Origin of the sequence: Paenibacillus etheri (assembly GCF_001012825.1) — a bacterium.
Taxonomy (GTDB): domain Bacteria; phylum Bacillota; class Bacilli; order Paenibacillales; family Paenibacillaceae; genus Paenibacillus_AQ; species Paenibacillus_AQ etheri.
In genome coordinates this window covers 1-26,358 of record NZ_LCZJ02000076.1, presented here as the reverse complement: position 1 = coordinate 26,358, position 26,358 = coordinate 1, and the positions used below count along the sequence as shown (strand labels likewise).

Sequence of the window (26,358 nt, the reverse complement as noted above, 5' to 3'; positions counted from 1 at the left end):
GAATAGGGGGGAGCCTTAGGTTCATGCTATACACAACGTTAAGGAGTGATGCCGCATGACAGTGGAAGTGATGAAGGAACGACAGTTAACTAAGACAAGACAATGGGAAGAAGCACTTAACCTGCTGTATATTGATTTTTGGGATTACTGCCATGATGCACTTAGCAAATTCGACGACGAGGAGATTCACCTTGCAAGAGTGAACTGCCGCAAACTGTTGACACTGCTATCTATTCTCGATCCAGGCCATACTCTAGGGCTTTACCCCCTTTTTGAGAAAGCCCAAAAGAGATTAGGCAAGGTCAGAGATGCAGACGTTCTCATCGAATCGTTCAAGACTAAACGCAAACAGGCTAAGGAAAACGGTGATACAAAGACCGCAGAATTGTTGAAGGCAGTGATCGACCACCAAAAGGACAAACGCAAAACTTATCGGAAGAAGCTGGCCGATGAGCTGCCTAAGCTAATCAATGAAGATCTGGATGAGAAGTGGAAAGCTTTCCTAAGTGAACAGCTTGAGGCTCTGGTAGCGAAAAAGGATGCCAACGTTGTCATGCGCGAACTTGAGGTGGCTTACGAGCAGAAGAAAAAAGCTTGCAAGGCTATATTTCGTAGACAAGATGCCGAATCAGAATCAGCCTTCGACTCACTGCATGAGCTGAGGATGGCTGCTAAGGAACTGCGATATACCGCTAGTGCAGCCTCTTTTGCGTTAAATCAGAAATTTCATGCCCATGAGGAAATATATAAACAGATCCAAGATCAGCTCGGGCTGATTAACGATAAACGCCTTTGGCTGGAAACACTAAATGCTATTGGGCGAGAAGAGCTGAATGTTGGCAAAAAAACATGGACTACCTTTACTGAACAATTAAAAACCGAAGTACTCGATGCGCTGCACCAAAATGATGTTATACCTATCATATATCAGAAGAAGTAGCTCTGAATCCATTACATTCGCTCTCTATTCAGCCGATGTATCTGATGCACCGTATTCTTCAATATTCAGATTTACTTCATAGGTTATCGGAATTTCGCTGAAGGTTTCGTCCCAGTTATCCTTGACGCTCCGCCATACCGCTGGATGCTGATTACGTAGACTGGTGCCGAAACCGGCAGCTTCGGTATGCAGTTCCTTCTGCATTTTCTTTACAGTGGTTTGCATCATTTCTACGACATGCTTTTGCAGCACAGCTTTATCCTTTTTTACAATCCCATCGTGTAATTTTTTCGATTCCTTGGCAAAGACCTCCGCATATCTACCTGTAGATTTTACCTTTACGTTAAAAGAGATCTGACCATTATTCACATTGGCCTTGATCTTGCTATGCATGGATTTCACTTCATAGGTTATGAGGTTATGGTTATTTGGGTCATACGTTTTCAGCACTCCGCCTATTCCTTTTCCGGTTAGCCATACCATTCCCTCCAGCTCAGACTCATCCAAGAAGCCCACAAGCTTCCCCGTTGACCCTTTGATTACGCCTGCCCCTGCTAATTTTATCTCCTTTTCATAAGGGATAACATTTTGTAATAGAAAGCTTCTCTTTCCCTCCAATGGGCCCACTACTTTAGCTAGAGTTACCGGCTCCCATATCCCCATATTCCGGTCTCTGTTATTGAAGATCCCTTCCAGTACAAATGAAGGAGCCTGACCTGGCAGTGTATTTTCAAATACATCTTTGGCCTTTCCCTTGGTTACAAATAACATAACACTGGGACGAATATCATTATCCCGAGTAAAAAAATCTATGAGTTTAGTGAGGTTATTGGATCTCGCCAGTTCTTCACTAATTACAATAACCTTAAGGTGATGGCCAATCGGGGTGCGTCTAGTACGCAGTGAAAGCTGCCGTATTGCTTCAAAGATAGAATCGCTAGTTTCACTCATATTATAATAATTCTTAATTGAATTCCCAGCAGACTTCATTAAGGCCCCTCCCGACCCTTGCGGAATCGTAAATTGATAAGTACTTATTATTTTCGCAGGCTTCGTATGGTTTCCATATTCTGGATTAGCAACTCCCGTCTCTCCTGACTCTTCCGCACTGTCCAGAGCAACACCAATCTGCATGTCTAAATCCTCAATAGGTGTGCTGCTCCAGCAGCCGGATAAGATAGAACATAGAACAGAGAGTACGATCCACATCCTCCATTTTTTCATGAAACAGTCCTCCGGAAATATGTGATGATTAACAGTGGCAATGGAAGTAATCCGAATAGAATGAGCATACAATCACCGATACCTGTTCCTAATGCAAACAGAGCATTTACATTTGGAGGAATTCTAGAAATTATATATACAACGGGGAGCATAGCCAACAAACAGCTTTTAAAGTTCTTATGAATGACTTGAGACAATCCTAAAGCCCCCGCATAAATTGCTATGCAAAAGGTACAAAAGATCTGCATAATCCAGATCACCAATAACAACGATTCAAATCTTTCAAAAATGAGATAGTTCACCTCAAAACTTCTTACAAGATCGAGAAACGGCCAAGTTCTTGTGACCACTCCATCTATAGAAAAGGCACCTATAGTCGCTACAACTGCCAGGACATAAAATATTGTCGATATACAAGTTCCAGCTATAATTACCTTCACTGCTTTTTGGGGCTTGTCCATAAAAGCAACAACGAACAGCATTGCTTCTCCAGCTGTAAAGGTCAGGATGGATGGCCTAATCCCTTTCCACACCGGTTCCAATCCGTTTCCAAGGACGGGAAGCAGGTTATTGAGGTCGAAAACTTGGAAACTTAACAGACAAACCCCCAGAAACACTGTCCAGGTAATCGGGACAATAAGTCTGCACATGCTAGTGATTGCATTAATTCCTCCTCTGCATAAATAGAAGGCAATCCACATAAAAGCAGCCACTATCGCCCAAGGAGGTGTTCCTTCCAGTAGAAAAAAAGAGGTCACTTCCTGCACCGAACGTATCTCAAGGCCGGCGATACAGAGAAAATACCCAATGACTCCTAGTGAGAGAACTATTCCGAGTGGCTTGCCGATGATCTTCCCGATATATTGAAAGAACGTTAGGCCTGGGAAACGTTGACTAAGCTTGACTATGATCAATCCTAACAGAAAGGAAATTACTCCCCCTAAAAAAATACTTATCCATACATCAGGACTACCGCTGGCCTCTACAATGGTCCGAGGAAGCGTAAGTACCCCTGCCGCAATTGTATAATTGGCTAGAATGATCGTCGCTTGAATTGCCGTAACTCGGTCCTTTACCTCGGTGCTCATGTTCTCATCCTCCTTCTCCTTTACCTAGACTTCTCATCCTTTACGCAAGGGGTCCTTTGGTTTCAACAACGTTGGGCGACCTGTTAGAAATTGCAAAGGCATACGGAATATAAAATCCTTCCAATTTACTGTCTTGTTTGGGACTGCCAGACCAAGATAGGGAACACCAAAGCTCTTCAGCTTAATTAAATGACTACTAAGCAAAAGAAAAAACAGTACAACTCCGTATAATCCAAAGATTGCTGCAAAAAACATGGCTGCAAACCGGAGCATTCGAAGTGTCATCCCTGCACTATACATTGGCATAGAGAAGGAAGAAACAGCCGTAACTGAAACTACAATGACTAGGATTGGACTCACAATTCCAGCTTCTACTGCGGCTTGCCCGATGATCAGACCGCCAACAATCCCCATCGCTGGACCGATAGGTTTAGGTAAGCGAAGGCCAGCCTCTCTTAAAATTTCAATCGAGATCTCCATAATCAATGCTTCAATTAATACAGAGAAGGGTACCCCTTGCCTAGAGCTGATAATAGAAATAGCCAACTTCGTTGGAATCAATCCTGGCTGGAACGAGAGGAAGGAAATATATAGTGCTGGCGCAAAAAGTGATATCGCAGCCGCGAAAAAACGCAAAAGACGTATCAGCGATCCTACCATCCAGCGATCGTTATAATCCTCTGGCGATTGCAGTAACATCCCGAGGGTAACTGGCATAATCAAGGCGAAGGGAGTACCATCAATTAAGATAGCTACTCTTCCTTCCAGAAGTGCTGCCATTACGCGGTCCGGTCTTTCTGTATTCTGAATCTGCTGGAAAGGACTATAGCTATTATCTTCAATTAGTTGCTCGACATAACCAGATTCTTGAACATCATCTATATCTATCGTTTTAATTCTTCGTTTGACCTCTTCTACAAGTTCATCATTCGCAACATCTTTGATATAAGTTAGGATCAATTCCTTCTGCATTCTCTTTCCTACGGTAAAAGAAATCATCGCTAGTTCTGTACTCTGCCCGTGTCTGCGCAAGATTGCTGTGTTATCGCTTAATGTCTCGTTAAATCCGCTTCGTGACCCTCGCAGGACTGCTTCAGATTCTGGCTCCTGAATCCCTCTTGTATTTCCCTTCGGACTACTAAGCACAAGAGCCCCAGATATCCCCTCTACAAGCAGTACTACAGATCCAAATAACACCTTCTGTAGGGAGAGGTTTGTATCTTCTGTAAGCTCAATCTCCGAGATGAGTAATATCTCATGAATGAGAATATCTTGTAGATCCTTCGCTTCCGGTATGGTATCCATATTCTTAAAAGGCTGATATGCATTCATTAACGGCTTCAATATATTCTGATCCATCTTATCTTTGTCCGTTAGCCCGTTTACGTACAAAAGCGCTGCCCTTGTCTTTATGCTTCCGATTCGCAATTCCCTTACATTCACATCATGCATATCGGCGCTGAGCTCCTTGAATTTCTGCAAATCCTCCTTTAAATGACCGCTATAAGTTATTCTTGTACCCCTATCTTTAGTTACTATCTCCGAGCTAGACTGCTCCTCTGGTCCTTCTAAGATGCTTGTTCTTCCAGATGCTCCTACATTAGAAACACCTCCACCTTTGCTGCCAGTAGCTTTTTCCGCTCTAGTCGTTATCCTGTCTTCTTTGGCTTTAGCCCAGCTTATGGTACGAAGTAGGAAGAAAGGGACACAGAAGATCATAATCCCTTGGAAAACCACACCCCAACTTGGAATTAACTCTATTACCTCATTCCACACCCTTAACACCCCCTTTATAGCTGTGACCGTATTTTTTACCGAAGATGGATAATTCATGCATACAAAAAAGACCCCACAATATGGGGTCTTCGGCTTCGACAAAGGTTCTGTTAAAGAAGTGTCGGATACCAAGCCTTGGACGTTCGGCTGATGTGATTAAAATTTATTGCGGCATCATGCGAGTGGTGATCGCGATGCGATTCCATGCATTGATTGTAACAATTGCCATGATGATCTCACCAAGTCGCTTAGTATCGAAATGGCGCTCCGCTTCCGAATAGACATCGTCCGGTACATGTCCTTGCGTCACGAGCGTAACCGATTCGGTCAGCGCAAGCACTGCGCGTTCCTCGTCGCTGTAGAACGGCGCTTCACGCCATGCGTTCAGCATGTAGATGCGCTGTTCCGACACGCCTGCCTTACGAGCATCCTTCGTATGCATATCGATGCAGAAGGCGCAGCCGTTAATTTGTGACGCTCTGATTTTGATTAACTCCAATAACGACTTCTCCATGCCTGTCGATTGTACGAACGCTTCAAGACCCATCATCGCTTTGTATGCGGCTGGAATTTCACCGGCCAGATCCATTCTTTGTTCCATGTGGATAGCTCCTCTCCGGCTGTAGACCGGTTATCTTTTGATTGTTTCACTACTAAGACAATGCAGAAGCTCCTTTTGTGACAGGTTACCCTATTCGTTGTAATTTATCGGGATTGAGTACGATATAAATATGCTCGATCCGCTCCCCTACCGCATCAAGCTGGAAGCTGATCGCCTTATGCGGCCGGCCATCCCGAAAGATGACGATGCCCAGCTGGCCGTTAAGGAGCACCATACTTTGCGAATCTCCGAGGAAGCCCTTCGGAATTACGCCTTCAATGAAAGCTTGAACACGATCTCTGCCCGTAATGGTGAAGATCGCTGCGCGAACTTTACCGCCGCCGTCCGACGTAAGCAGCGCGTCCTCGGTCAGCAGGCTGACAAGCGCATCGACGCTGCCGCCTCGTGCAGCTGCGAGGAATGCTGTCGCAAGAGGTGCTGCCTGAGCCGTGTTGCCTGGCAGAACGGGTGATTGTTGATGCAGCTTATCATTAGCGCGGCTAAATATTTTTCGACAGTTGGCTTCTGTTTTTCCTAATACATCGGCAATTTCGCTATATTCGAAAGCGAAGGATTGGCGCAAGATGAAGACGGCTCTCTCGACAGCCGACAAATGTTCCAACATGACGAGCAGGGCGTAGGATACATTTTCATCGTGATCGAAGAGGTCGGCAGGATTATCGCCGCCTCCATTCGTAAAGCTGACGAGCGGCTCCGGCAGCCATGTGCCGACATATTGCTCTCTCCTTATACGGGCGGATTGCATATAGTTGATGCAACGATTTGTAGTCATACGGATTAAGTAAGCTTTCGGATGGGTGATATCTATAGTTTGTAGCTTGCTGTACTCGATGAATACATCTTGAACGAGGTCCTCTGCATCTGCTATAGAGCCGGTCATACGGTAAGCGATGGCTTGCAGCAGAGAGTGATAGTTGGTATATGCGACCTGAAAATCCATACGGGCTAAACTCCTTCCTTCTAAAGCTGTGCCTTTCATACTCACGGCTCACCACGGCTTGAGATCAATATAGCATCCAAATACAACTAAATTCCAATCGCTTGAATAACCTTATTCAATATCCCTTGGTAGGCTGCTATAGGACGTAGGCCAACCAACTTTTCTATTGGCTGCCCATCTTTATATACAATGACTGTAGGCATCCCCATAACACCAGCTTCCCCAGCCAGATCCGGCAATTCGTCACAATTCACCTTCACAATAGAGACATCGTCTCCATATTCCTGATGAAGATCTTCCAAAAGAGGCAGCAGCACCTTGCACGGGGGACACCATGGCGCACCGTAATCTACCAATACCGTTCCACCACCGCTTATTTCTGCTCGTACCCAATCAGCGCTATCTGCATTTGTAATAGCCATTTGTCATTCCTCCTAACAGTTTTCAATACCAGCAGTACCTACTCCAAGTTCTCCAGTTTACATGCACCTAAACTACTCTCGTTCTGCTCTTGCAAGATAGATGCCATTCTTTCTTCCAAATTGCGTTTGATCTGATTCAGTTCTACAAGCTGACGTTCAATATCTTCAAGCTTACTGCGGTATAGTGGCATCACTTCTGCGCAGAAAGCTTCTTTGTTCTTCAAGACACAATGTAGAAAGCCCGCGATCTGCTCTGTGGACAGACCCAGGTTCAAATATAATTTTATCGTTTCTACCGTCTCCACAGCGAGCGGAGAGTACTCCCGATATCCGTTGGCCTGACGGATCGGCGAAATTAATCCCTGACTCTCATAATAACGAAGTGAACGGACGCTTACGCCCGTCAGTTTAGCAAGCTCACCTATTTTCATAGCATTCTCCCCGGGGTTCATGAGAATTGTTCTACACCAGTATAAACCCTGACATCAATGTAAGAGTCAACAAAAAAATCCAACCGTAGTTATCCCACAGTTGGTCTCATTTATAATCTTACAACAAATATATCCGATTATATTCTACAATAATCCTGCTGCCCAAAGCCCACCTCTACGAATCATTTCGCGGAATGGCTCTACTGAGAATGAAGGTAAATGATGCCCTGGCATTAAATAAACAACCCGGCCCAAACCAAATTCGTGACACCAAGCCGCTTGGCGCATAGCTCCCTCATGAGGATATTCAGCGAGCACCGTCGTTTCGAAATAAGGATGCCTCTCAAAATAATACGGCTCATCCTCGATCACAAATTCTTCTATCCCCTGCATAATGGGGTGCTCGCGTGCGGGTATAGACATCTGTAGCGAAGTGTATTCTGGATGATGAGTGAAATGTGCGCCCAGCATAGCACCTAGCTCCTGATTGCGCTGTAAGGAAATTCCGTTATGTACCACTAGTAGTCCGCCCCCGCCAGCCACATAGGAGAGCAAAGCACTGCTTTGTTCTGCCGGGATTTTGTCATCAGAAAATTCGGTGTAGGAGATTACCAGCTTGTAATCAGACAACGTTTCTTTATTAAGCAACCCATGATCCTCTGAAGAGAAAACCTGTAGGTCATTTGCAAGTATTTGCTCGATCTCCCGGTCCACACCTGCAAATGGGTGATATTTAACCTCCGAGTAGCTTCCAAGTGCAAGTGCTTTTAGTGTAGACATGTTATCAACGCCCTTCTTCTTATCCTATTTTGAGATATCTGTTCTACCACGACCAAGGGCTGCCATCCGTATCCAGATAGGCCGGTTCCTCGCCCATATATTTTTTATAATTCAGAACAAGATCGATAATCTGCTCTGCCGACTGGTCCGGAGTCATTTCCGCTTGCTCATCCTTCTTCCCATGCATATAAGTCTGCAGCCAGCCAGGATGGAACACCATCACTTGACCCCCAAGCGTTTTCAGATGATTATGCATCAAGGAGGACTGCATATTCAGTGCTGCCTTCGACATACAATAGCCATACATGTTGATGCGCTTATTTCGGGTAATACTGCCTGCCTCCGATGAAATATTGACGATTAATTTATCCTCACTTTGTAGTAACAGTCCCATAAGTGCATTGCTGACTCTTAACGCGCCAAGCGTATTTACATTATATATTTCTGCCATGCCTTCATCATCCAGTTCCACCAGCACAGTAGCATTATCAGCAGAACGAATAATACCTGCATTATTAATTATAATATCGACATATCCAGTTTTACTGGATATTACTCGTGCAGCCTGCTTTACACTATCTTTATTGCTGATATCTAGGGGAATAAGCTCCAACTGTTCAGGATATCGCTCTTTAAGCGCTTTCAAATCTTCTGATTCTTTCAAAAACTGTCCTGCAAATACTGAGAACTGTTTGGCTAATAACGAACGTACAAGCGACAGTCCGAGCCCCTGGTCAGCTCCAGTTACACATGCAACTCTCTTCATTCTTCTGAACACTCCTATCTCGTAGCGATATGGTTAGGCATGTTGCTTCTTTTCACCTTAGCATGCGATACTCTTTTTTTCAACGCGACTGGATTCAGGTATAGCACCTCTTGTGCAAGCCTTTCAGAATCCTTTTTGTTTTAATTTTGATATATGTTACAATCATGATTACAGGTTGTTAACAACACAATTGTTAGCAAAATAACGATCCCAGGAGGGTGATATCTATGTCTATTCAACAACTCCATACGCTGGAGGATCTTGAGCAATATGTAGCTAAGCCTGGCAAGAAGCTGCTGTTCAAACACAGCACCACCTGCCCGATTAGCGCTAAAGCTAATGAAGAGTTTCAGGTTTATCTGAAGGATGCGGATACTGCTGCAGCAGTGGTCTTAGTCATCGAGGATCGTTCCGTTTCTAATCAAATTGCTGAGGATTTTGGCATCAAACATGAATCTCCACAACTCTTCCTGCTTGAGGACAATGAGGTTCGTTGGAACACTTCCCACTGGAAGATCACACGAGATGCTATTAAAGAGGCTGTGAACCAATGAGTGAGCCAGTGATTGTCTATTCAACCGCAGGGTGCAGTGACTGTAATTTGGTTAAAAATTATCTTACGGAGCAGGGTGTCCCTTTTGAAGTAAGAGATGTTATGACCAGCACAGTCTATCAAGAGGAAGTTGAGAAGCTTGGATTCATGGGCGTTCCTGTCACCGTAGCAGGGGATCAAGCGATCAAGGGATTTAATCTTCCTGCGCTGCAAGCACTCATCGAAGCTGCCCAATAATTCAGCTATTAAATTATTCAGCACATGATGTAATTCATAGCTGCAAAAAAGGGTATCCTCATAGCCAACCGGCTTGAAGGTACCCTTTTTCATTAGTCATTGTCTATGCTTCCTCACGTATGAGATCTGCCACGACCAGCACATCCACGTTTCTGGCAGAACGCAGAATCTGCTTGGTAACATCGCCGCGAAGACTTTTTCGCAGCCATGAGCGCTGTGATTGACCGATAATAATCTGAGTGCTCTGCAAAGCTTGAGATCTTTCAAGCAGCAAGGACGCCACTCGGGCGGGGAGCACGTTAGGAATCATTTTAAACGTTCCACCCAGTCGTTCCGTCAATTCCTTTAAATCATTTATACGTTTATCATAAACGGGTCCATTCTGTTTAAGTTCCTGCACATACGTAACATACCAGCAAGCTTTTAGACGATATGCAATCCGAAAACCACGCCGAATTAAGCGCTCCGCATGATCCCCCAAGGTGATACATACATAAATGACTTCCTGACGCCTCCAAGGCCCCCGTAGCGAACCGACACGCTCCCAAGCTTCTAACCGCTCATCCACATCATCAGCAATTTCCCGCAGCGCCAGCTCCCGAAGAGCGATCAAATTCCCGATTTTGAAAAAAGCTCCCAGCGCCTGGTCCACCTTGGCCATGGCATATATTTTTCCGTCCTTCATCCGCTCTTGAAGCGTCTTAGGGGATACATCAATAAGCTCTACCTCGTTCGCTCGCTGCAGGATACTGTCTGGAAAAGTCTCTCTTACTCTAACTCCTGTAATTTGCTCTACCGCATCATTCAGACTTTCTAAATGCTGAACGTTCACGGTTGAGATCACAGATATTCCCGCATCCAGCAGCTCCATAACATCCATGTAACGCTTCTTATGTTTGCTGCCTGGCATATTGGTATGAGCGAGTTCATCCACTAGCACGACTTCAGGATTGCGCTTAATAATAGCTGCCGTATCCATTTCCTCAAGGACAGTCCCGCGGTACTCCATACGTAGACGTGGAAGGATCTCCAAATCGCCGATTTGTTCAAGAGTTTCTTTGCGGCCATGCGTTTCAAGGAGTCCTATCACGACATCGATCCCTCTCTTCAAGAGATCATTTCCTTCACGCAGCATCTTGTAAGTCTTGCCCACACCGGGAGCAGCCCCAATATATACCTTAAAGGTTCCTCCGCGAATCGCATCGATTTTATCCTTTACTTCCTGACTGCTTAACCTGTGATAGGCATCCGCTTTCCGTTCATTACGACTCTGCCGGGTTGGAAGTACACGTTCTCCTTCACGATCTGCGCGATCCGCCACGAAGAACACATCCACACCTCTGATTTGCTTCAGTAACGAATTAGCGATTGAGCCTTTCCATAATTCCTGCCAAGCGGTCTGCTTGGAGTGTCCCATAACGATTCGGGTAATATTGTGTTCGATCGCGTATTTTACCAACAGACGTGGGATCTCCCGCTTCGAGCGAAAGGTGATCTCCTCCATAGAGGCATCAATCTTCTCGGTCAGCTTCCAGAGGGAACGCTTAAAGGTAGCTGCTTCCTTAGAAAGGGTGAGACCCTGCTTCCAGAATGACACTACTGAAAGATCGCCATTTAACCGCTTGGCAATCTGCTGTCCACGCCGGATATGGATCGAGCCATTCCAATAATACTGTGCGGACACCAACACCTTCTCTGCGATCCCCGAAGCTCCCTGCAGCCCTTGTTCTTCCCGGTGTTTCTCCAATGAATCATTAACATCCTCAGCGACCATCCGAAGTGCCAGCTCCCGCAGTTTGCTTAAATTACCCTTGTTAAAAAGCGATCTCTGCTGGCGCTTCCCTAAATGTCCTTCGGACAAGCGCTGAAGTATCTTTTCTGGAGTCACATCAATTAGAACGATATCATCGGCAAGGGCAAGCACCTCAGCGGGAAGAGAATGCTCTACCTCAATCCCGGTCCATTTCCGTGCCAGATCCGCAGCACCTTCCAGTTCGTATACGTTTACAGTTGTGATGACACTAATCCCATTGCTCAATAAATATTTGATATCGTCCAGTCTTCCAGACCTCTCCGCACCCTCGCGGTTCTGGTGCGCCAAGCCGTCAGTAAGCACAACTTCAGGATTACGTGCCACAATAGCTTCCACATCAAGATCCTTCTTCTCGATATCCTTCTGAAACCAATGAATACTTGGAATCCGTTCCAAATCGCCCAGCTGATCCTTAGTTTCTGGACTCTGATTCGTCGAAACCGCACAGATCACGACATCGATTCCCTGCGCTTTTAGCGCCTGGCCCTCACGCAGCATCTGATACGTTTTGCCCGACCCACTGACCGGACCAATATAAATCTTCATACGTCCCCGATGCAGCTCATAGATCGAGAGCAGCAGTTCCTCCGGCGTCTTCCTCCGGTATGTTCCCATCAAGACCACTCCTTCATAAACCCGATCATGCACTAGAAAGCAAGATATCCCTGCCCGATTCTAGAGATCTGGCAGGGACATTTGCAATATTTATTTGTTCGATAGTTTCAGAAGATCCATGTTCAGCTTCAACACATTTACCCGTTCTTCACCGAACAGCCCCAAATCACGACCCTCGGTATGCTTATTCACGAGCTCTTCCAGCTGTGTGGCAGGAATACCCGTTAAATTGCTAATCCGAGGAATCTGTACGATAGCCGAACCAGGTGTGATATGCGGATCAAGCCCCGAACCCGAGTTGGTCACCAAATCGACGGGCAATTTGTTCACGGGCACATCCGGGTTATCGAGCTGCCACTGCGTAATGAAGTCCTTGGTCCGCTGAAGCATATCCGGATTGGATGGAGCGTAGTTATTGGAGCCCGAAGCTTCTGCTTTATACTCAATACTGGACACACGACCATGAAATAAAGCTGGATTCGTAAAGTTCTGACCAATGAGCTCCGAGCCTACAACTACTCCAGCATCATTCTTAAGCAAGCTACCGTTCGCTTGCGACGGCATCAGAACCTGGGCAAGCGCTGTAGTCGTCAGAGGATAGATCACTCCGCAGAGAACAATAAATACTAAACTTAGTCGTAGAATAATAAAGAAATAAGCACCTTTCGATGATGACAACTGCTCTTCAGTGTCCTCAATAGAGTTTCCGTTATTCACGATGCTCTCACCCTTCCAATAATTAGTCAACACGTCTTTAAATCCATACACTTACGATCATATCAATGAGCTTGATGCCCGCAAAAGGAACCACCACTCCACCTAGCCCATAGATAAAAATATTTCGTCCGAGCAGCTTCGTAGAGCTCATAGCTTTATACGAAACACCCTTCATAGCCAGCGGAATGAGCAGCGGAATAATAATTGCATTAAATATTAATGCGGATATTATAGCCGAGCTTGGCGAGCCCAGTCCCATCACATTCAGGGCTTCCATTTCCGGAATGGCAATCATGAACATCGCCGGAATAATGGCGAAATACTTTGCAATATCATTCGCAATACTAAAAGTTGTCAACGCGCCCCGCGTCATCAGCAGCTGTTTACCAATCGCAACGACCTCAATAATCTTCGAAGGGTCGGAGTCCAAATCTACCATATTTGCTGCTTCCTTAGCAGCTGTAGTACCACTGTTCATGGCTAAGCCCACATCAGCTTGTGCAAGGGCCGGGGCATCATTTGTACCATCCCCTGTCATGGCAACCAGTTTGCCCTCGTTCTGTTCGCGGCGAATAACTGCTATTTTATCCTCAGGTGTACTTTCAGCGATGAAATCATCTACACCCGCCTCGCGAGCAATCGTAGCGGCGGTCAGCGGATTGTCACCCGTACACATGATGGTCTTGATCCCCATTTTCCGCAGCTCATCAAACCGCTCTTTCATGCCTGGCTTAACGGTATCCTTCAAGTAAATAAGTCCATAGATCCGATTATCTACCGCAACCGCTAACGGGGTTCCCCCCATCCGAGCGATAGCATCAGAATTACTGTCAAGATTCGCGGGAATGACTCCGCCTTTCGACTGTACCCACTTCTTCACGGAGTCTACTGCGCCTTTACGTACACAGCGTCCATCTTGCAGATCAATACCACTCATCCGGGTTTCCGCCTTAAACTCTACGAATTCCCCACCTTCAGCAAGCTTGCCGTCATAGCTGCGTTCCAGCTTCTTGGCCAGCTCAACAACAGATCGACCCTCAGGCGTCTCATCCTTTAGAGAACTAATGGTCGCCCATGCCGTAAGCTCAGCTTCGGATTCATTTCCGACAGGTACAAATTCACTCGCCATCCGGTTTCCGAAGGTAATCGTACCGGTCTTATCTAAGATCATCGTATTAATATCGCCGGCAGCCTCAACGGCCTTCCCTGACATCGCGAGTACATTAAACTGGGTCACCCGGTCCATACCCGCTATTCCGATTGCGGAGAGCAGTCCCCCAATTGTTGTCGGGATCAGACAGACCAACAAGGCGATCATGACAGGAATATCAAGATCAACGCCTAGATAAGTTGCAATCGGCCGCAAGGTCACTACTACTATCAGAAAAATTAGCGTCAGACTGATCAAGAGCGTATTTAGTGCAATTTCATTAGGTGTCTTCTGACGTTTCGCCCCTTCTACAAGGGAGATCATTCGATCTAGAAACGACTCACCAGGATCGCTTGTAATTTTGACTTTAATCTCATCACTGACGACCCGTGTGCCGCCTGTAACGGAACCAAAGTCCCCGCCAGCTTCCTTGATTACTGGGGCAGATTCACCAGTAATCGCTGATTCATCTACGGAAGCCAGCCCTTCAATCACCTCACCGTCACCAGGGATGAGTTCTCCCTGACTGACGATGACGATATCTCCTTTACGTAGCTCGGAAGAAGAGACTGTCTTCACCGCTCCTCCAACCAGTTTGTTAGCTGTGATATCTTGTTTTGTTTTCTTGAGCGAATCTGCTTGGGCTTTCCCCCGGCCTTCCGCCAGTGCCTCAGCGAAGTTCGCAAACAGCACTGTAAATAGCAGAATGAACAACACTGTGATATTGAAGCCTATCGATTGCTCTGCATTAAAATATCCAGGAGCCAGCACCATGAGGAGGACAATGATCGTACCGACCTCTACCACGAACATGACTGGATTTTTGATTAGTGTTACTGGGTTAAGCTTTATAAAACTATCCTTTACAGCGCTAAGGAGTATGGGTCCCGTCAGCAGCTTTTTTCTTTTTACAGTACTCATCTTATTCTCCCTCTTCCTACCGTAAGGTTAGATATTCTGCAATGGGGCCGAGTACAATGACCGGCAGGAACGTCAGCGCACCGATAATCACTACGGTACCAATCAGAATCCCCGTAAACAGTCCATTGTCTGTGCGGAATGTGCCAATCGTCTCAGGAACCGGCTTCTTCTTAAGCAGAGAACCTGCTACTGCCAGCATTGCGATCATAGAGACATAACGACCTAGCAGCATGACAATCCCGGTTGTAACATTCCAAAAGGTTGTGTTGTCCGCGAGTCCTTCAAATCCTGAGCCATTGTTCGCGGCAGAAGAGACATATTCATATAACACTTGGCTGAGTCCATGGAATCCAGTGTTCGTAATCGCCCCTTGCCCCAAATCGGTCAGGAACGCAGCTGCGGTTGGCACAAGGATAATGAACGGATGAACAAGGATCGCAATGGCAATCAGCTTCATCTCCTTGGCCTCTATCTTCCGTCCGAGGAACTCCGGTGTCCTGCCGACCATCAGACCGCACAGGAAGACACCCAGAATCGCATACATCAGCATATTGATCAGTCCGACACCTTTACCACCGAAGACATTGTTGAGCATCATCAGTGCCAGAGGCGTAATGCCTCCCAGCGGTGTCAGCGTATCATGCATATTGTTAACACTACCTGTCGTAGCTGCGGTTGTTACTGAAGTAAACAAGGAAGATTGCGGTATGCCGAAGCGTACCTCTTTACCTTCCATGCTACCTTGTGAAGATTCGATTCCTAGTGCATTGATCGCCGGATTACCCTTTGATTCAGCATAGAAGTTTAGGCTTAATAGCAGAACAAACAAGGTCATCATTGCGGTAAAAATTACCCAGCCCTGACGTTTGTTCTTGGCAAACAATCCGTACATATAAGGGAGCGAAGCTGGCAGCATCCACATAGAGAGAATCTCCAGAACGTTCGTTAGTGGATTAGGGTTCTCAAAAGGATGGGATGAATTGGCCCCGAAGAAGCCGCCACCATTCGTGCCCAGATGTTTGATCGATTCCAAAGAAGCTACTGGACCGATAGCAATTTGTTGTGTTTGGCCCTCTAGTGTAGTGACTTCAAGTGATGGCTTGAGCGTTTGTGGCACATGCAGTCCTACCAGCACCAATGAAACTAACAAAGCTAGCGGAATGAACACACGAATATGTGCTTTGACGAAATCCTCGAAGAAGTTCCCGACTGATTTCCGTCCTGTGATTCCTCTGACAAAGGCAACCGCAACAGAAAATCCGCTCGCTGCAGATGTGAACATCATCATCGTGATGACAGCCATTTGTGAAAAATACGAAAGCCCTGTCTCCCCGCTATAATGCTGCAGGTTCGTATTGGTCATAAAGCTGATCACTGTATTGAATGAAAGCGTCTGTTCCATATCCGTAATTCCATTCGGGTTTAACGGCAATCCCCGCTGCAATCTAAGAACAATATAACTGAAAGTAACCAATACGATATTTGTTAACACAAAGCTGAGCGCATACTTCTTCCAGGACATTCCGTCCCGTTTTTTCAGGCCGATCAGCTTATAAACTCCTTTTTCCATGCCTCCAAACCATCGATCCGTACGGTTCGGTTCATTAGAAAATACATGATATAAATACGTGCCCATCGGCTTAACCAGCAAGATAAGAATTACGATTACAGCAACTATTTGCAAAATGCCCATGAATGCCCCTCCTTAAAATTTCTCCGGATGAATCAATGCGTAAACCAGATATAGAAACAGCAGTAGGGTAACAGCGATTACTAGAATCACAGCTTATCCCTCCCTGTATCCTCAACTACACCTGCGCACCAGCGCATAAATCCATAAAACAACCCGTAAATTACAGCTAACGAAGCCACCATATACAGATCCATCATATCTCCCGCACTCCTTCTTTTATCCTTGATGAGGTGATTTATCTACCAGAAAATCAGCATCACCACTGTGGGAATAGATTACATAACTCGCGCCAAGTCTTTTATAGACCAATCTAGGATTTATTGAACTTGTGATTACAAAAATCGGCTGCGTCGTCCAGGTGCGGCACATCTGAATATAGCGGCAGCATAACGTAAAGCTGCTTTCGAACAGATATACCCGGCCTACCGGGAACGATGGGCGAAACCAAGTATTCTGATGGCGGGTATCTACTAAAATAACTCGCTCAATCCCCATCTCTTCGAGTAGGGCTTTCTCAGCTAAGTTGTTGGTCAACCCCGCCATCTTAATGCCTCTGAATTTCAATAGCTTAATGAAATGTTCGCCAGCCTTCGTTGGCGCACATACCAGTACGTATTCATTCTGATCCGTCATCTCTTATTCTCCTCAAATGCTTTACTTGTAAGATCAGAGAGTGATCACCCTAATCTTTGTAAGAAAAGCTACCGCTAATAATGAATTTAACGACCTCTTCGTGAGGGCTCCATAAATGCTTTGCTTAAAAAAGCACAGCAAAAAGCCACAAAGGATTCTCCTCTGTGGCTCGCTAGCGGTCACATTGCACTCATCCTCTCTCCATACGCTTACGAGGTTAGCTGTCGGATTCGGGCGGTGAGAGTCGCCCTACCTGTATAGATGCGAGCTCACTCGCACCCTCTACAGGATTCACCCCATAACCGGCTTCCGACTCTCACATCGTCTGCCGATTGTTGGTTCCCCCGCTTTCCTTAACGGAAATTAAGCGGATCAAATATTCGATTGTTGTTGAAACAGGAGTAATCATACCCTTATGCAGGAAGAATTGTAAAACCTGAATGATGGCAAAATAATGCAAATTAAAAACCATTTTCCCATTGGATAGCGCTTACTTGATATCCAATCTCTCTATATCTCTTGTTTACTCGAGTTTGGATCCATTAGCGAAAAGCGGGCATGCCATGTGATTTTATTCACCACAAATTGAGAAATCTCCAAAAATCGCCCTAATAGGTAAGAAAACAAAAAGCCGAGATTAAGCGAGGAAGAGGCTCGATAACTCGCAATAAATACCTATTTGGTTCTCTTTTTCGTCGTAGTCGGCAGGATATGGTTTAAATTGCGCTCAAAAGAACACTTTCTGTTTTTACAGAAACACCTTGAAAAGAGTATGATTCGGGTTGAATCTATTTCACGAAATACATTCAACGCTGAGTTCCTGCATTTGCAGGGAACGGGGGAACCATCAGGCCACATGGCCTACTTGGGGTGAATCCGAAGGAGACTGTTCAAGTCTCACATAGGTAGGGCGACTCTCACCGTCCGAATCCGACAGCTAACCTCGTAAGCGTAAAGAGAGAGACCCTTGATCCGCCACGCTTTGGTACAGGTGTGTGTATACCTGTATTCCAAAACCGCAGCAGAGGTCCTCCTCTTGCTGCGGTTTTTGCGTTACCTGAATCTATAGGGTGATAGCATGCTGGACGGGGTGAAAGGAATGAAACACTATTATTGGGGAACTCAGAAAGGGCTGCTTGAGCCGATAAGTCTAAATTATGTTTGCTTTGGAGCGTTATGGTTCGAAGAGAATCATCACAGAACGATTGTCGGCTACGCATTTGGTCAGAACCAGATTGAATCACTGCGCCATTTCGGCAGCCCATCTACCTGTGAACACTGTATGGACCGAAGAATAATATACGAAATATATAAAAATATCCGAGAAAAGCAGCAGCTGCAGGATTGGTCTGCACACCAACGTTTTCCGTGGCTCACCGCTTTTAAGGAACCTTGGAAAGATGTTGCTGTCGGTTGGTACGTAATGAGATCCCGCAACACCTTTCCCTTACATTTATCCGTTATACGCAAACAGAAATTTCGATTATGGCTGGAGCATGCCGCAGTCTGTGAGAATGAAGCTGAAATGCTCGCCTGTATAGAGAAGGCTAACGTCGCTCACCATGTTGATCTTAAGCTTTTGGAAACCTAAGGAGGAGAAATCTGTCATGGACCAGCGAAGACTATCTCGCATAGAAGTATTCGTCTTTGATTCACCTGAGCCTATTCACTATGGAATGGAGGCCGATCCAGGCAGCCGTTATGGCATCCTGAAGCTTACCTGTAAAGGAGGTAGCAGCTGGGGGGCATGTCTTATCTCTGCCAATACCAAAACCTTCGACCTCATTAAATGGAGCTCTTTTCTCAGAATGATTTACCATTGTCGACTTGAGGAAGCTATAGATCGAGTGCATACCCATGGTTCAGAGTGGGATCAGACTCAGTTTGAACTAGTTCAAGGTGCATTACAGGATTTAAAAGCCAAGCTGCAGGGTAAATCCTTGGCAGGGCATATTGAGCAAGGTCGTCTGTACAGAGCTGTCGCCGGCGGGAGAGACTCCAGAGGAGGGCGGCTATACTATAAACCGTCTAAGGCTATATCCAGTGTTGCGCTTCAAAAACATAGTTATCCAGAACCTGATACCACCGAGCTTATCAACAAATCCATTTCTTACTTTTCTATATTATAGGTTCATCCCATAACTCATTTTGAAAGGATCGTGTTTATCATGCCTGACCCCTTACCTGCCGAATCAACCCGCAGAATTATATTTGCAGAGTGTGTTCAAAAGTATACGAATGATATCTATACGCTCAGTTCCATGTTGTTACAACAATCAGCAGAAGCCGAGAAAGTTACGATACGTACTTTTAAAGAGCTTCATAAAATATTCCGTCAAAAAAGCTTCGACAGCCAGCTATTCTCTATCGAAGCTTACCGCTCTTGTATCCGACAATGCGCCGATTATTACGCACGCCGGTCTCTCCTGTCTGCCAAGGCATTGCCTTGGGAGGAGCAGCTTGTAAAAGTGATGTGGTATGGCCTAAAGCTATCTTTACCTCAAATAAGCATCATCCTGCAAAAGAGTGTTCCTGTACTTAAAACGCAACTTAGGCATGTGCGGGAGCAACTGACAGCTCAAGAGGATTTGCTGCCTTGTGGTAATCTATCCGTTGTATAATTTTTCAAGCAGCAAATAGATTTCCGTCCAACCGTATTGATAGAAGGCGGCTCCGAACATAGCATCCGTGGCGTGCTGCAGAGGGCTTCAATCTTATTATAAGGCAAGTTTATACAACAGGATGAGAATGGCCCTTCTATCCACTACCGAACGGATGCTTCTTGTACTCTAAGGGGCTTGAGCCGACTCTATTTTTGAACACACGACTAAAATAATACTGGCTCTTATACCCTACCTTCACGGCCAGATCCCCGATCTTGATATTCGGCATTACGTTATCCAGAATCTCCTTCGCCTTCGATATCCGAAGCTCGGTGACATAGTCAAGGAATGAAGCACCGATTTCTTGCTTCATACGCTTGCTAAGATAGGTTTGATTGATATGAAATAGCGCTGCTACTCGAGCAATAGATAGCTCCGAATCCTGATAATGACTATCAATATACTCGGTCACTTTTTGGATAAGCACTGTTCCATCTCCTGTAAACCCGGGAAGCTCCCGCTCCTTATCCACCCTGCTTTCATGTGAATGCAAAGGATATTTTGCCTGAAGATGCTCATTGATTCGATGAAGCAGCTTGTTCAGATCACTCTTCGGCACAGGTTTTAATACATAATCGAATGCCTGCAGTTGCACGGCTTGACGCGCATATTCAAAGTTATCGTAGCCGCTGATGATGACAACCAGAACCGACGGGCAGCGTTCACGCAATATATTCATTAGATCGAGTCCATTCATATTCGGCATGTTGATGTCCACAAGACATACATGTGGTGGGGCTTCCTCCACCATATTCAATGCTTCGTTTGCACTTTTCGCTTCTCCTGCAACCTCAAAAAGATACGGACTCTCCTCAATGTATTGTCGCAAGCCTTTGCGAATGATCGTTTCATCATCGACGATGACAATCTTCCACATCTTCATTCCACTCCCCTTCCAAAGGTATTCGAATGTCCATAACGGTAATACCATCTTCGCTCTTCACTGCAAGGCCATAGGGCGCCCCGTAAGCTAGTCGAATGCGATGGTTTACACTGTATAGCCCAAAGCCTGTGGCAGAACGATCATATTTATCATCAAGAAGGGCTTGATTCATCTGTTCAAGCTTCTCTTCCGGAATCATAACCCCATTATTTTCAACCTTAATGACCAAATAATCGACCTGTTTATATGCTGTAATCGAAATTTTGCACTTTTGATCCCCAAGTGGCTTAATCCCGTGATAAATCGCATTTTCCACCAACGGCTGCAGCATGAAGCGAACGACTTGGCACTGAGCAAGCTTTTCATCATATCGAAGCTCGTAGTCCAGAATCTCCTCATATCGCACGCCTTGAATACGAAGATAACTCTCGACATGGTACAACTCCTGATCAAGCGGAATGTAGGGACTGCCTGTGCCAAGCCCTAATCGGAAATACGCGCTAAGCGCTTCCACCATCTCCACCACATTGTCTGCTCCATGTTCCATTGCCATCCACTGGATCGTATCCAATGTGTTGTATAAAAAGTGCGGCTTGATCTGCTCATGAATCAGTCTGAGTTCCATCTCCTTTCGGTCCTGCTCCACAGCGTACAATTGAACAAGCATGTCATTGAAGCTTCGCCCAAGATCACCGATCTCATCCGAGCGCGTAACATCTGCTCGTATGGTTTGGTTGCCGTTCTGTACAGTTTCCATTACCTGGCGAAGCAACTGAATTGGACGAATAATGGAAGAAGCAAGCAGCATCAGCAAGACGAAAAACACACTACCGATCAGAACGCCTACCAGTAATGCAGTCCGCTGGGTTTTGATCACCGCTAGCGATAGACTTGAATTCGGTACTTCGAGTACGAGCTTCCAGCCTTCCACATTTTGAATTGGAGCCTCAAATACACTCATGTTCTTCTTATCTGCTGCATCCTCCGCTCTATCTCCTTCACCCAGCTCTCTACAATCGACGATAAGCTGGCCTGACTGGTCATATAGCATTACATCTTGAGCAATCTCCTTCATCTTCTTGACGGAGACGGCTGCGGCAATATAAGCTACCTCATCATTCACCGATGGATTCACGCGATAGAGAATGACGACGATTTCGGCTGCATTCGCTTTGGATACGATCGGATTGCTCACCACATAATTGGAATCTGAATTCAGCAGTTTTCGATAGTAGGGTCGGTTTAGTATCGAAAAAGGCTTGTCCCTTGCTGACCAGGAATTCCCGTCAATATCTACCACGCGTATGGATTCGTACTCTACTTGCTTCTTCGCCTCGAACTTATCGATCTCTTGCAGCAATTCATCTCGTGTCCACTGATGGTCCGAAGCTAGAGAAGCAAGCATGTCTATCTCACCGATGCGCTGATTAAACCAATAATCGATCTGGTCGCTGCGTGCAGTAACCACTTGCTGCGTTAAGTTCTTATTCAAAGGGAGAACCGTATGGTTCATCTCCAAATATATCGTTACAAGCAATGCAACGAACAGCAGCAAGAAGCAGCCTCCTGCGATTAACGTTATTTTTAAGTGAATTGATTTCATTGTAATCATAGCCTTTCACAATATCCGTTTCTTACATGCCCGAAAAAGACAAAAAAACGCTAATCTGTGCAAATACATAATGCTGTACTAAATCTATAATAGGTCTTGTGCATATTTTCACATGAAACACCATTCATGTCTAGGCTAGAGATAAAGCATTTGCCTAGCAGATCTTTCTCTCCCTAGTGTATGTAACCAATTCACAACAGAATGAAGGAGATATTATGCGAACTCACACGAAAAAGCTGTTATCTATTCTGCTAGTCCTCAGTCTTATGTTCACGCTTGCTGCCTGCGGCGGTAAAGATGCAGCACCCGCTGCAGATGCAAACGGAGTTCAAGTCTTTGAAGGAGTTGGGCAAGGTAAACATGGCGATATTAAAGTACAAGTTTCCTTATTAGATAACAAGATCACTGACATTAAAGTAACAGAGCATAAGGAAAATGAAGTACTTGCAGAACCTGTTTATACGCAGCTCAAGCAAGATGTCATGGCAACTAACAGCGCAAAAGTTGATGCCGTTAGCGGATCTACGGTTACAAGCAAAGGATATCTCGAAGCCATTCAAGATGCAATTACGAAGTCTGGACTTACCCTTGCCGCTGGCACTGCAGTCAGTAGAAGCAAAGACAAAGAAGAAGCCGAGCAAACCTATGATGTTGTCGTCATCGGTGCCGGGGGTGCTGGCTTTAGTGCGGCTATCGAAGCGAAGAGCGCTGGAGCTAATGTAGTTCTGCTCGAGAAAATGCCAGCTGTTGGCGGCAACACATTGATCTCCGGTGGTGAGATGAATGCGCCTGACAACTGGGTTGAACGTGCTCTTGGCATCACAGATGACACGGCTGACTTGTTCTATAATGATACGATGAAAGGCGGAGACAACCTCGGGGATCCAAAGATGGTTCGTATTCTTGCCGACAATGCTCTAACATCTGCCGAATGGCTGCGCGATGAGATCAAGGTAGAGTTCTTACCTGATCATCTGTTCCAATTTGGAGGCCATTCCAGAAAACGTGCGTTGATTCCTGTAGGTCATACAGGTGTTGAATTGATTACCAAGTTAAAAGCCAAAACAGACGCTGATCGAATCACGATCAAAACGAATATGAAAGCCGAAACCTTGCTGAAGGACGAAAGCGGCAAAGTAACAGGTGTAACTGCGACTTCGGGTACTGGCGACAAGATCACATTCCATGCGAACAAAGGCGTCATCATCGCTACCGGTGGTTTTGGATCCAATGTAGAGATGCGTAAAAAGTATAACCCTAAAATGGACGAAAAATATATGTCTACCGATACACCAGGATCTACAGGTGACGGTATCGTTATGGCAGAAACGATTGGCGCCAAGCTGACAAACATGGAGAATATTCAAACGTATCCAATCTGTAATCCTGAGACCGGTGTTATTTCCCTGGTTGCAGACTCCCGCTTCGATGGTGCGATCCTGATTAACCAAGAAGGCAAGCGCTTCGTTGAGGAATTAGAACGTCGTGACGTTATTTCTAAAGCAATTCTTGCCCAAACGGGCGGATATACGTATCAATTATGGAATCAAGGCATTGCGGATATCGGTAAAACGATCGAAGTTCATCAAGACGAATACGATCAACTCGTTAAACAAGGCTTGCTCTTTAAAGCCGATACGATTGAAGAGGCGGCTAATTTCTTCAAAATTGACGTGAACACTTTGAAAGAAACGATTAATAAAGTAAATGATTATGCGAAAACAGGTAAAGACCTTGATTTCAAACATCGCGGTGGATTGAAATCTCTTGAAAAAGGTCCATACTACATCGAAAAAGCTGTACCATCCGTTCACCATACAATGGGCGGCTTGGTGATCGACGAGAAGACTCGCGTATTGAATGAAAAAGGCGAAGTCATCCCTGGGCTGTTCGCTGCAGGTGAAGTAACAGGGGTCATTCATGGTGCAAACCGTCTTGGCGGTAATGCCATCGCTGATATCTTCACATTCGGCCGGATTGCAGGCAAACAAGTTGTAGCAGAGTAATCTTAAAAACGTGCAAGATAGTTTGTTGAGCGCAGGTTGTCTACTAACGTTCAAGCTGCCCTCTATGACATAGAAAACCGCCCTGTCAGCAACATTGCGAACAGGGCGGTTTTCTATGTATTCGTCTCTTCGTCATGAAAAAAATAAGCACTGTGACCAAAAGTGTGACCACGAAGATCTTCACGGTTTTTTTATGGTGGAGCCTAGGGGCTACGCTCGTCTAACTCGCTGCTCTTTTATCGTTCTCTGTTAGTGGAATCAAAATTGCCCATTTATTTTCTGGTACTATCAACAACTATCATTATTAGATATATCCCCATAAGCAATGGCATTAAATGATAATTACTATGAATGGGTAAGTAAGCGTTACGTAATTCAAACCCTTCTGACAGCAATACTGTGATTGGAAGGGCTAAAACAATATTAGATAACAAATTGCTTCCACGCGCATACCACATAATATACGCACAATCAGGTGCTACAGCCGCTAATTTGGGCGAATAAAAACCGATAAAAGTGTCGCAACAAAAAACATATACCAAGACGATTACCTATATTAGTGAATATTGGGTTGAAATCAGGACTATCCATAATTTTTGCTACTAAACCAAAAAAAACTCCGGTAATAATTGCATATACTATTGAAAAAACTTTTTGTTTTGTAGTTTGATTTGTTCACAATTCTAATCTGATTTAACCTATTGTGAATTTACATTACCCCCTCCTATAAAATATTTTACCAGGACTTAACCAGTTGAGAACCCTGCTGATCCCTTCGGATCGTCAGTTGATTTCTATGGTCAGGGAGCTTGTGAAATTCGCCCCCGGCTCCAGGGTGATTATTCCCTCTTTAGCTTGAAGTTCACCTTCGAAGACGTCCATATCCGCTACTCCTTGCCAAGGCTCGATGCATATGAAGGGAGCGTTCAAAGGCTGCCAGATGCCGAGGTCGGGAAAACCCTTATAGCTGACAACTACGCTTTTGGCGGAGTGCTTGCTTCTAAGCGAAATCTGCCGAGAGCTCACATTTCGGAAAATCAATGCGCCTTCGGCGAACATTTCATGGGATAAAGGCAAGATGGTCTCTTGTTTCAGAACGGGCTCCGATTTGCCGCTGATCAGCAGGCCGTCCGAATTCAAGAACAACCTTTCAAGGTTTTCCGATTCAGCGAACTCCAGATAGTAATCGTTCAGGCTACCGTTGTCATCAAGCGGACAATTGAACGCCGGGTGGGTTCCGAGCTGGAAGAAGATATCCTGTTCATCGCTATTTTCCACCCGGTAACTAAGTTCCAGTGTGCTTGCATTCAGTTTATATGTAATATATAGGTTGAATTTAAAAGGATAACTGGCCAGGGTTTTCTCATCATAAGAGAGGCGGTAAACCGCGTGGGTGTCGCTTTCTTGGACCAGCGTAAATTCGCTGCGTCTGGCGAATCCGTGATTGCCGATCTTATAGGCTTTGCAGTCCACCTTAATCTCTCCGTTCCGGGCCGCACCAATAATGGGAAACAGCACCGGAGAACGGCCTGTCCAAAACGTGGCGTCACCGCTCCAGATGTATTCAGCTTCCGGATCCAGCTTTCTGAAGCTGATCAGTTCCGCCCCAAGGGTATTAATCTCAGCTTCCGCCGAGCTGCTGCGCAAAATTTTATTCATTGTTGTACTCCCCTTTCATACTTATAGTCTAGATACCCATATTATATCAAAGTTCTTGAGGGAGTTGAGAAAAAGACAGCCAATTCATCAGCTGCCGTTTCTTCGTGCTTATTGAGCTCCCTCAGTACGATTCAGTTTTCTCATGAATGCTCGCTTATTCGCAGGATTTCACCCCTGTCAGATTTACCGAAGGATTGTTAGAGCAACCCGGTTG

General features: G+C 45.4%; 25 protein-coding genes and 2 riboswitches. Of the genes, 7 read left to right on the top strand and 18 right to left on the bottom strand.

Annotation, left to right across the window (positions count from 1 at the left end):
* Nucleotides 1-55 precede the first annotated feature (55 nt).
* Nucleotides 56-940 (top strand): CHAD domain-containing protein, encoded by an 885-nt coding sequence (locus tag UQ64_RS28470; RefSeq protein ID WP_060626813.1) that lies wholly within the window; start codon nucleotides 56-58, stop codon nucleotides 938-940.
* A 24-nt stretch (nucleotides 941-964) separates the two neighbouring features.
* On the opposite strand, the gene UQ64_RS28465 is transcribed toward UQ64_RS28470, so the two are convergent.
* The 9 genes from UQ64_RS28465 to UQ64_RS28425 form a co-directional block, all read right to left on the bottom strand.
* The gene (locus tag UQ64_RS28465; RefSeq protein WP_060626812.1) at nucleotides 965-2,164 is read right to left on the bottom strand and encodes a Ger(x)C family spore germination protein; all 1,200 of its coding nucleotides are present in this window, start codon (nucleotides 2,162-2,164) and stop codon (nucleotides 965-967) included.
* Nucleotides 2,161-3,252, bottom strand: coding sequence for a GerAB/ArcD/ProY family transporter (locus UQ64_RS28460; RefSeq protein WP_060626811.1), 1,092 nt, complete (start codon nucleotides 3,250-3,252; stop codon nucleotides 2,161-2,163). Before UQ64_RS28460 ends, UQ64_RS28465 begins: the two co-directional genes overlap by 4 nt.
* A 33-nt stretch (nucleotides 3,253-3,285) precedes the next feature.
* Nucleotides 3,286-5,028 (bottom strand): spore germination protein, encoded by a 1,743-nt coding sequence (locus UQ64_RS28455; protein WP_060626810.1) that lies wholly within the window; start codon nucleotides 5,026-5,028, stop codon nucleotides 3,286-3,288.
* Between the two features lie 163 nt (nucleotides 5,029-5,191).
* Nucleotides 5,192-5,629 carry a carboxymuconolactone decarboxylase family protein gene (locus tag UQ64_RS28450; protein ID WP_060626809.1) on the bottom strand — a complete coding sequence of 146 codons (438 nt, stop codon included), beginning with the start codon at nucleotides 5,627-5,629 and terminating at the stop codon, nucleotides 5,192-5,194.
* Nucleotides 5,630-5,714: 85 nt separating this feature from the next.
* Nucleotides 5,715-6,590, bottom strand: coding sequence for an RNA polymerase sigma factor SigJ (gene sigJ, locus UQ64_RS28445; protein WP_060626808.1), 876 nt, complete (start codon nucleotides 6,588-6,590; stop codon nucleotides 5,715-5,717).
* 86 nt (nucleotides 6,591-6,676) lie between these two features.
* A complete protein-coding gene (locus UQ64_RS28440; protein ID WP_060626807.1) occupies nucleotides 6,677-7,012 on the bottom strand; it encodes a thioredoxin family protein in 336 nt (111 codons plus the stop codon).
* Nucleotides 7,013-7,050: 38 nt separating this feature from the next.
* On the bottom strand, nucleotides 7,051-7,443 hold the full coding sequence (locus UQ64_RS28435) for a MerR family transcriptional regulator (protein WP_060626806.1): 393 nt from the start codon (nucleotides 7,441-7,443) through the stop codon (nucleotides 7,051-7,053).
* Nucleotides 7,444-7,587: 144 nt separating this feature from the next.
* Entirely contained in the window at nucleotides 7,588-8,223 is a 636-nt protein-coding gene (locus UQ64_RS28430; protein ID WP_060626805.1) for a ThuA domain-containing protein, read from the bottom strand.
* 43 nt (nucleotides 8,224-8,266) lie between these two features.
* Nucleotides 8,267-8,989, bottom strand: coding sequence for an SDR family NAD(P)-dependent oxidoreductase (locus UQ64_RS28425; RefSeq protein ID WP_060626804.1), 723 nt, complete (start codon nucleotides 8,987-8,989; stop codon nucleotides 8,267-8,269).
* A gap of 227 nt (nucleotides 8,990-9,216) precedes the next feature.
* On the opposite strand from UQ64_RS28425, the gene ytxJ reads away from it, so the two are divergent.
* Together ytxJ and UQ64_RS28415 are read left to right on the top strand one after the other, a co-directional pair.
* Nucleotides 9,217-9,543 carry a bacillithiol system redox-active protein YtxJ gene (gene ytxJ / locus UQ64_RS28420; RefSeq protein ID WP_060626803.1) on the top strand — a complete coding sequence of 109 codons (327 nt, stop codon included), beginning with the start codon at nucleotides 9,217-9,219 and terminating at the stop codon, nucleotides 9,541-9,543.
* Nucleotides 9,540-9,779: a glutaredoxin family protein gene (locus tag UQ64_RS28415; RefSeq protein ID WP_060626802.1), complete on the top strand. Its 240-nt coding sequence runs from the start codon at nucleotides 9,540-9,542 to the stop codon at nucleotides 9,777-9,779. The genes ytxJ and UQ64_RS28415 overlap by 4 nt, the downstream gene beginning before the upstream one ends.
* Nucleotides 9,780-9,882: 103 nt before the next feature.
* Here UQ64_RS28415 and UQ64_RS28410 read toward each other — a convergent pair whose 3' ends face one another.
* The 6 genes from UQ64_RS28410 to UQ64_RS28390 form a co-directional block, all read right to left on the bottom strand.
* Nucleotides 9,883-12,207, bottom strand: a complete 2,325-nt coding sequence (locus UQ64_RS28410) for a histidine kinase (protein ID WP_060626801.1) — start codon at nucleotides 12,205-12,207, stop codon at nucleotides 9,883-9,885.
* Nucleotides 12,208-12,297: 90 nt separating this feature from the next.
* On the bottom strand, nucleotides 12,298-12,924 hold the full coding sequence (kdpC, locus tag UQ64_RS28405) for a potassium-transporting ATPase subunit KdpC (protein ID WP_425339631.1): 627 nt from the start codon (nucleotides 12,922-12,924) through the stop codon (nucleotides 12,298-12,300).
* A gap of 37 nt (nucleotides 12,925-12,961) precedes the next feature.
* Entirely contained in the window at nucleotides 12,962-14,995 is a 2,034-nt protein-coding gene (gene kdpB / locus UQ64_RS28400) for a potassium-transporting ATPase subunit KdpB (RefSeq protein WP_060626800.1), read from the bottom strand.
* Nucleotides 14,996-15,011: 16 nt separating this feature from the next.
* A complete protein-coding gene (gene kdpA / locus UQ64_RS28395) occupies nucleotides 15,012-16,688 on the bottom strand; it encodes a potassium-transporting ATPase subunit KdpA (RefSeq protein ID WP_060626799.1) in 1,677 nt (558 codons plus the stop codon).
* A 12-nt stretch (nucleotides 16,689-16,700) separates the two neighbouring features.
* A complete protein-coding gene (gene kdpF, locus UQ64_RS33065; RefSeq protein ID WP_076116927.1) occupies nucleotides 16,701-16,778 on the bottom strand; it encodes a K(+)-transporting ATPase subunit F in 78 nt (25 codons plus the stop codon).
* A gap of 126 nt (nucleotides 16,779-16,904) precedes the next feature.
* Nucleotides 16,905-17,321 carry a hypothetical protein gene (locus tag UQ64_RS28390; RefSeq protein ID WP_060626798.1) on the bottom strand — a complete coding sequence of 139 codons (417 nt, stop codon included), beginning with the start codon at nucleotides 17,319-17,321 and terminating at the stop codon, nucleotides 16,905-16,907.
* Nucleotides 17,322-17,511: 190 nt separating this feature from the next.
* Nucleotides 17,512-17,701, bottom strand: a riboswitch (cyclic di-AMP (ydaO/yuaA leader).
* Nucleotides 17,702-18,121: 420 nt separating this feature from the next.
* Nucleotides 18,122-18,287, top strand: a riboswitch (cyclic di-AMP (ydaO/yuaA leader).
* A 112-nt stretch (nucleotides 18,288-18,399) separates the two neighbouring features.
* Between UQ64_RS28390 and UQ64_RS28385 the strand changes: the two genes are divergently transcribed.
* From UQ64_RS28385 to UQ64_RS28375, 3 genes are read left to right on the top strand one after another with little or no spacing between them, the layout of a single operon-like run.
* Complete coding sequence (locus UQ64_RS28385) at nucleotides 18,400-18,912, top strand: hypothetical protein (RefSeq protein WP_060626797.1); 513 nt, start codon at nucleotides 18,400-18,402, stop codon at nucleotides 18,910-18,912.
* 16 nt (nucleotides 18,913-18,928) lie between these two features.
* Complete coding sequence (locus UQ64_RS28380) at nucleotides 18,929-19,450, top strand: hypothetical protein (protein WP_060626796.1); 522 nt, start codon at nucleotides 18,929-18,931, stop codon at nucleotides 19,448-19,450.
* A 39-nt stretch (nucleotides 19,451-19,489) separates the two neighbouring features.
* Entirely contained in the window at nucleotides 19,490-19,942 is a 453-nt protein-coding gene (locus UQ64_RS28375; RefSeq protein WP_060626795.1) for a hypothetical protein, read from the top strand.
* A 136-nt stretch (nucleotides 19,943-20,078) separates the two neighbouring features.
* Here the strand turns inward: UQ64_RS28375 and UQ64_RS28370 are convergent, their stop codons facing one another.
* Nucleotides 20,079-20,867: a response regulator transcription factor gene (locus UQ64_RS28370; RefSeq protein ID WP_167348535.1), complete on the bottom strand. Its 789-nt coding sequence runs from the start codon at nucleotides 20,865-20,867 to the stop codon at nucleotides 20,079-20,081.
* Nucleotides 20,836-22,422 carry a cache domain-containing sensor histidine kinase gene (locus tag UQ64_RS28365; protein WP_060626793.1) on the bottom strand — a complete coding sequence of 529 codons (1,587 nt, stop codon included), beginning with the start codon at nucleotides 22,420-22,422 and terminating at the stop codon, nucleotides 20,836-20,838. The genes UQ64_RS28370 and UQ64_RS28365 overlap by 32 nt, the downstream gene beginning before the upstream one ends.
* A gap of 272 nt (nucleotides 22,423-22,694) precedes the next feature.
* On the opposite strand from UQ64_RS28365, the gene UQ64_RS28360 reads away from it, so the two are divergent.
* The gene (locus UQ64_RS28360) at nucleotides 22,695-24,485 is read left to right on the top strand and encodes a flavocytochrome c (protein WP_060626792.1); all 1,791 of its coding nucleotides are present in this window, start codon (nucleotides 22,695-22,697) and stop codon (nucleotides 24,483-24,485) included.
* A gap of 783 nt (nucleotides 24,486-25,268) precedes the next feature.
* Here the strand turns inward: UQ64_RS28360 and UQ64_RS28355 are convergent.
* Nucleotides 25,269-26,144 carry an aldose 1-epimerase family protein gene (locus UQ64_RS28355; RefSeq protein WP_060626791.1) on the bottom strand — a complete coding sequence of 292 codons (876 nt, stop codon included), beginning with the start codon at nucleotides 26,142-26,144 and terminating at the stop codon, nucleotides 25,269-25,271.
* Nucleotides 26,145-26,358 lie beyond the last annotated feature (214 nt).

What these genes read in the sequence shown, in the direction of transcription:
- UQ64_RS28470 (WP_060626813.1), top strand. Translation starts at nt 56, where the DNA reads ATGACAGTGGAAGTGATGAAGGAACGACAGTTAACTAAGACAAGACAA.
- UQ64_RS28465 (WP_060626812.1), bottom strand. Translation starts at nt 2,164, where the DNA reads ATGAAAAAATGGAGGATGTGGATCGTACTCTCTGTTCTATGTTCTATC.
- UQ64_RS28460 (WP_060626811.1), bottom strand. Translation starts at nt 3,252, where the DNA reads ATGAGCACCGAGGTAAAGGACCGAGTTACGGCAATTCAAGCGACGATC.
- UQ64_RS28450 (WP_060626809.1), bottom strand. Translation starts at nt 5,629, where the DNA reads ATGGAACAAAGAATGGATCTGGCCGGTGAAATTCCAGCCGCATACAAA.
- sigJ (WP_060626808.1), bottom strand. Translation starts at nt 6,590, where the DNA reads ATGGATTTTCAGGTCGCATATACCAACTATCACTCTCTGCTGCAAGCC.
- UQ64_RS28440 (WP_060626807.1), bottom strand. Translation starts at nt 7,012, where the DNA reads ATGGCTATTACAAATGCAGATAGCGCTGATTGGGTACGAGCAGAAATA.
- UQ64_RS28435 (WP_060626806.1), bottom strand. Translation starts at nt 7,443, where the DNA reads ATGAAAATAGGTGAGCTTGCTAAACTGACGGGCGTAAGCGTCCGTTCA.
- UQ64_RS28430 (WP_060626805.1), bottom strand. Translation starts at nt 8,223, where the DNA reads ATGTCTACACTAAAAGCACTTGCACTTGGAAGCTACTCGGAGGTTAAA.
- UQ64_RS28425 (WP_060626804.1), bottom strand. Translation starts at nt 8,989, where the DNA reads ATGAAGAGAGTTGCATGTGTAACTGGAGCTGACCAGGGGCTCGGACTG.
- ytxJ (WP_060626803.1), top strand. Translation starts at nt 9,217, where the DNA reads ATGTCTATTCAACAACTCCATACGCTGGAGGATCTTGAGCAATATGTA.
- UQ64_RS28415 (WP_060626802.1), top strand. Translation starts at nt 9,540, where the DNA reads ATGAGTGAGCCAGTGATTGTCTATTCAACCGCAGGGTGCAGTGACTGT.
- UQ64_RS28410 (WP_060626801.1), bottom strand. Translation starts at nt 12,207, where the DNA reads ATGGGAACATACCGGAGGAAGACGCCGGAGGAACTGCTGCTCTCGATC.
- kdpB (WP_060626800.1), bottom strand. Translation starts at nt 14,995, where the DNA reads ATGAGTACTGTAAAAAGAAAAAAGCTGCTGACGGGACCCATACTCCTT.
- kdpA (WP_060626799.1), bottom strand. Translation starts at nt 16,688, where the DNA reads ATGGGCATTTTGCAAATAGTTGCTGTAATCGTAATTCTTATCTTGCTG.
- UQ64_RS28390 (WP_060626798.1), bottom strand. Translation starts at nt 17,321, where the DNA reads ATGACGGATCAGAATGAATACGTACTGGTATGTGCGCCAACGAAGGCT.
- UQ64_RS28385 (WP_060626797.1), top strand. Translation starts at nt 18,400, where the DNA reads ATGCTGGACGGGGTGAAAGGAATGAAACACTATTATTGGGGAACTCAG.
- UQ64_RS28380 (WP_060626796.1), top strand. Translation starts at nt 18,929, where the DNA reads ATGGACCAGCGAAGACTATCTCGCATAGAAGTATTCGTCTTTGATTCA.
- UQ64_RS28375 (WP_060626795.1), top strand. Translation starts at nt 19,490, where the DNA reads ATGCCTGACCCCTTACCTGCCGAATCAACCCGCAGAATTATATTTGCA.
- UQ64_RS28370 (WP_167348535.1), bottom strand. Translation starts at nt 20,867, where the DNA reads ATGAAGATGTGGAAGATTGTCATCGTCGATGATGAAACGATCATTCGC.
- UQ64_RS28360 (WP_060626792.1), top strand. Translation starts at nt 22,695, where the DNA reads ATGCGAACTCACACGAAAAAGCTGTTATCTATTCTGCTAGTCCTCAGT.
- UQ64_RS28355 (WP_060626791.1), bottom strand. Translation starts at nt 26,144, where the DNA reads ATGAATAAAATTTTGCGCAGCAGCTCGGCGGAAGCTGAGATTAATACC.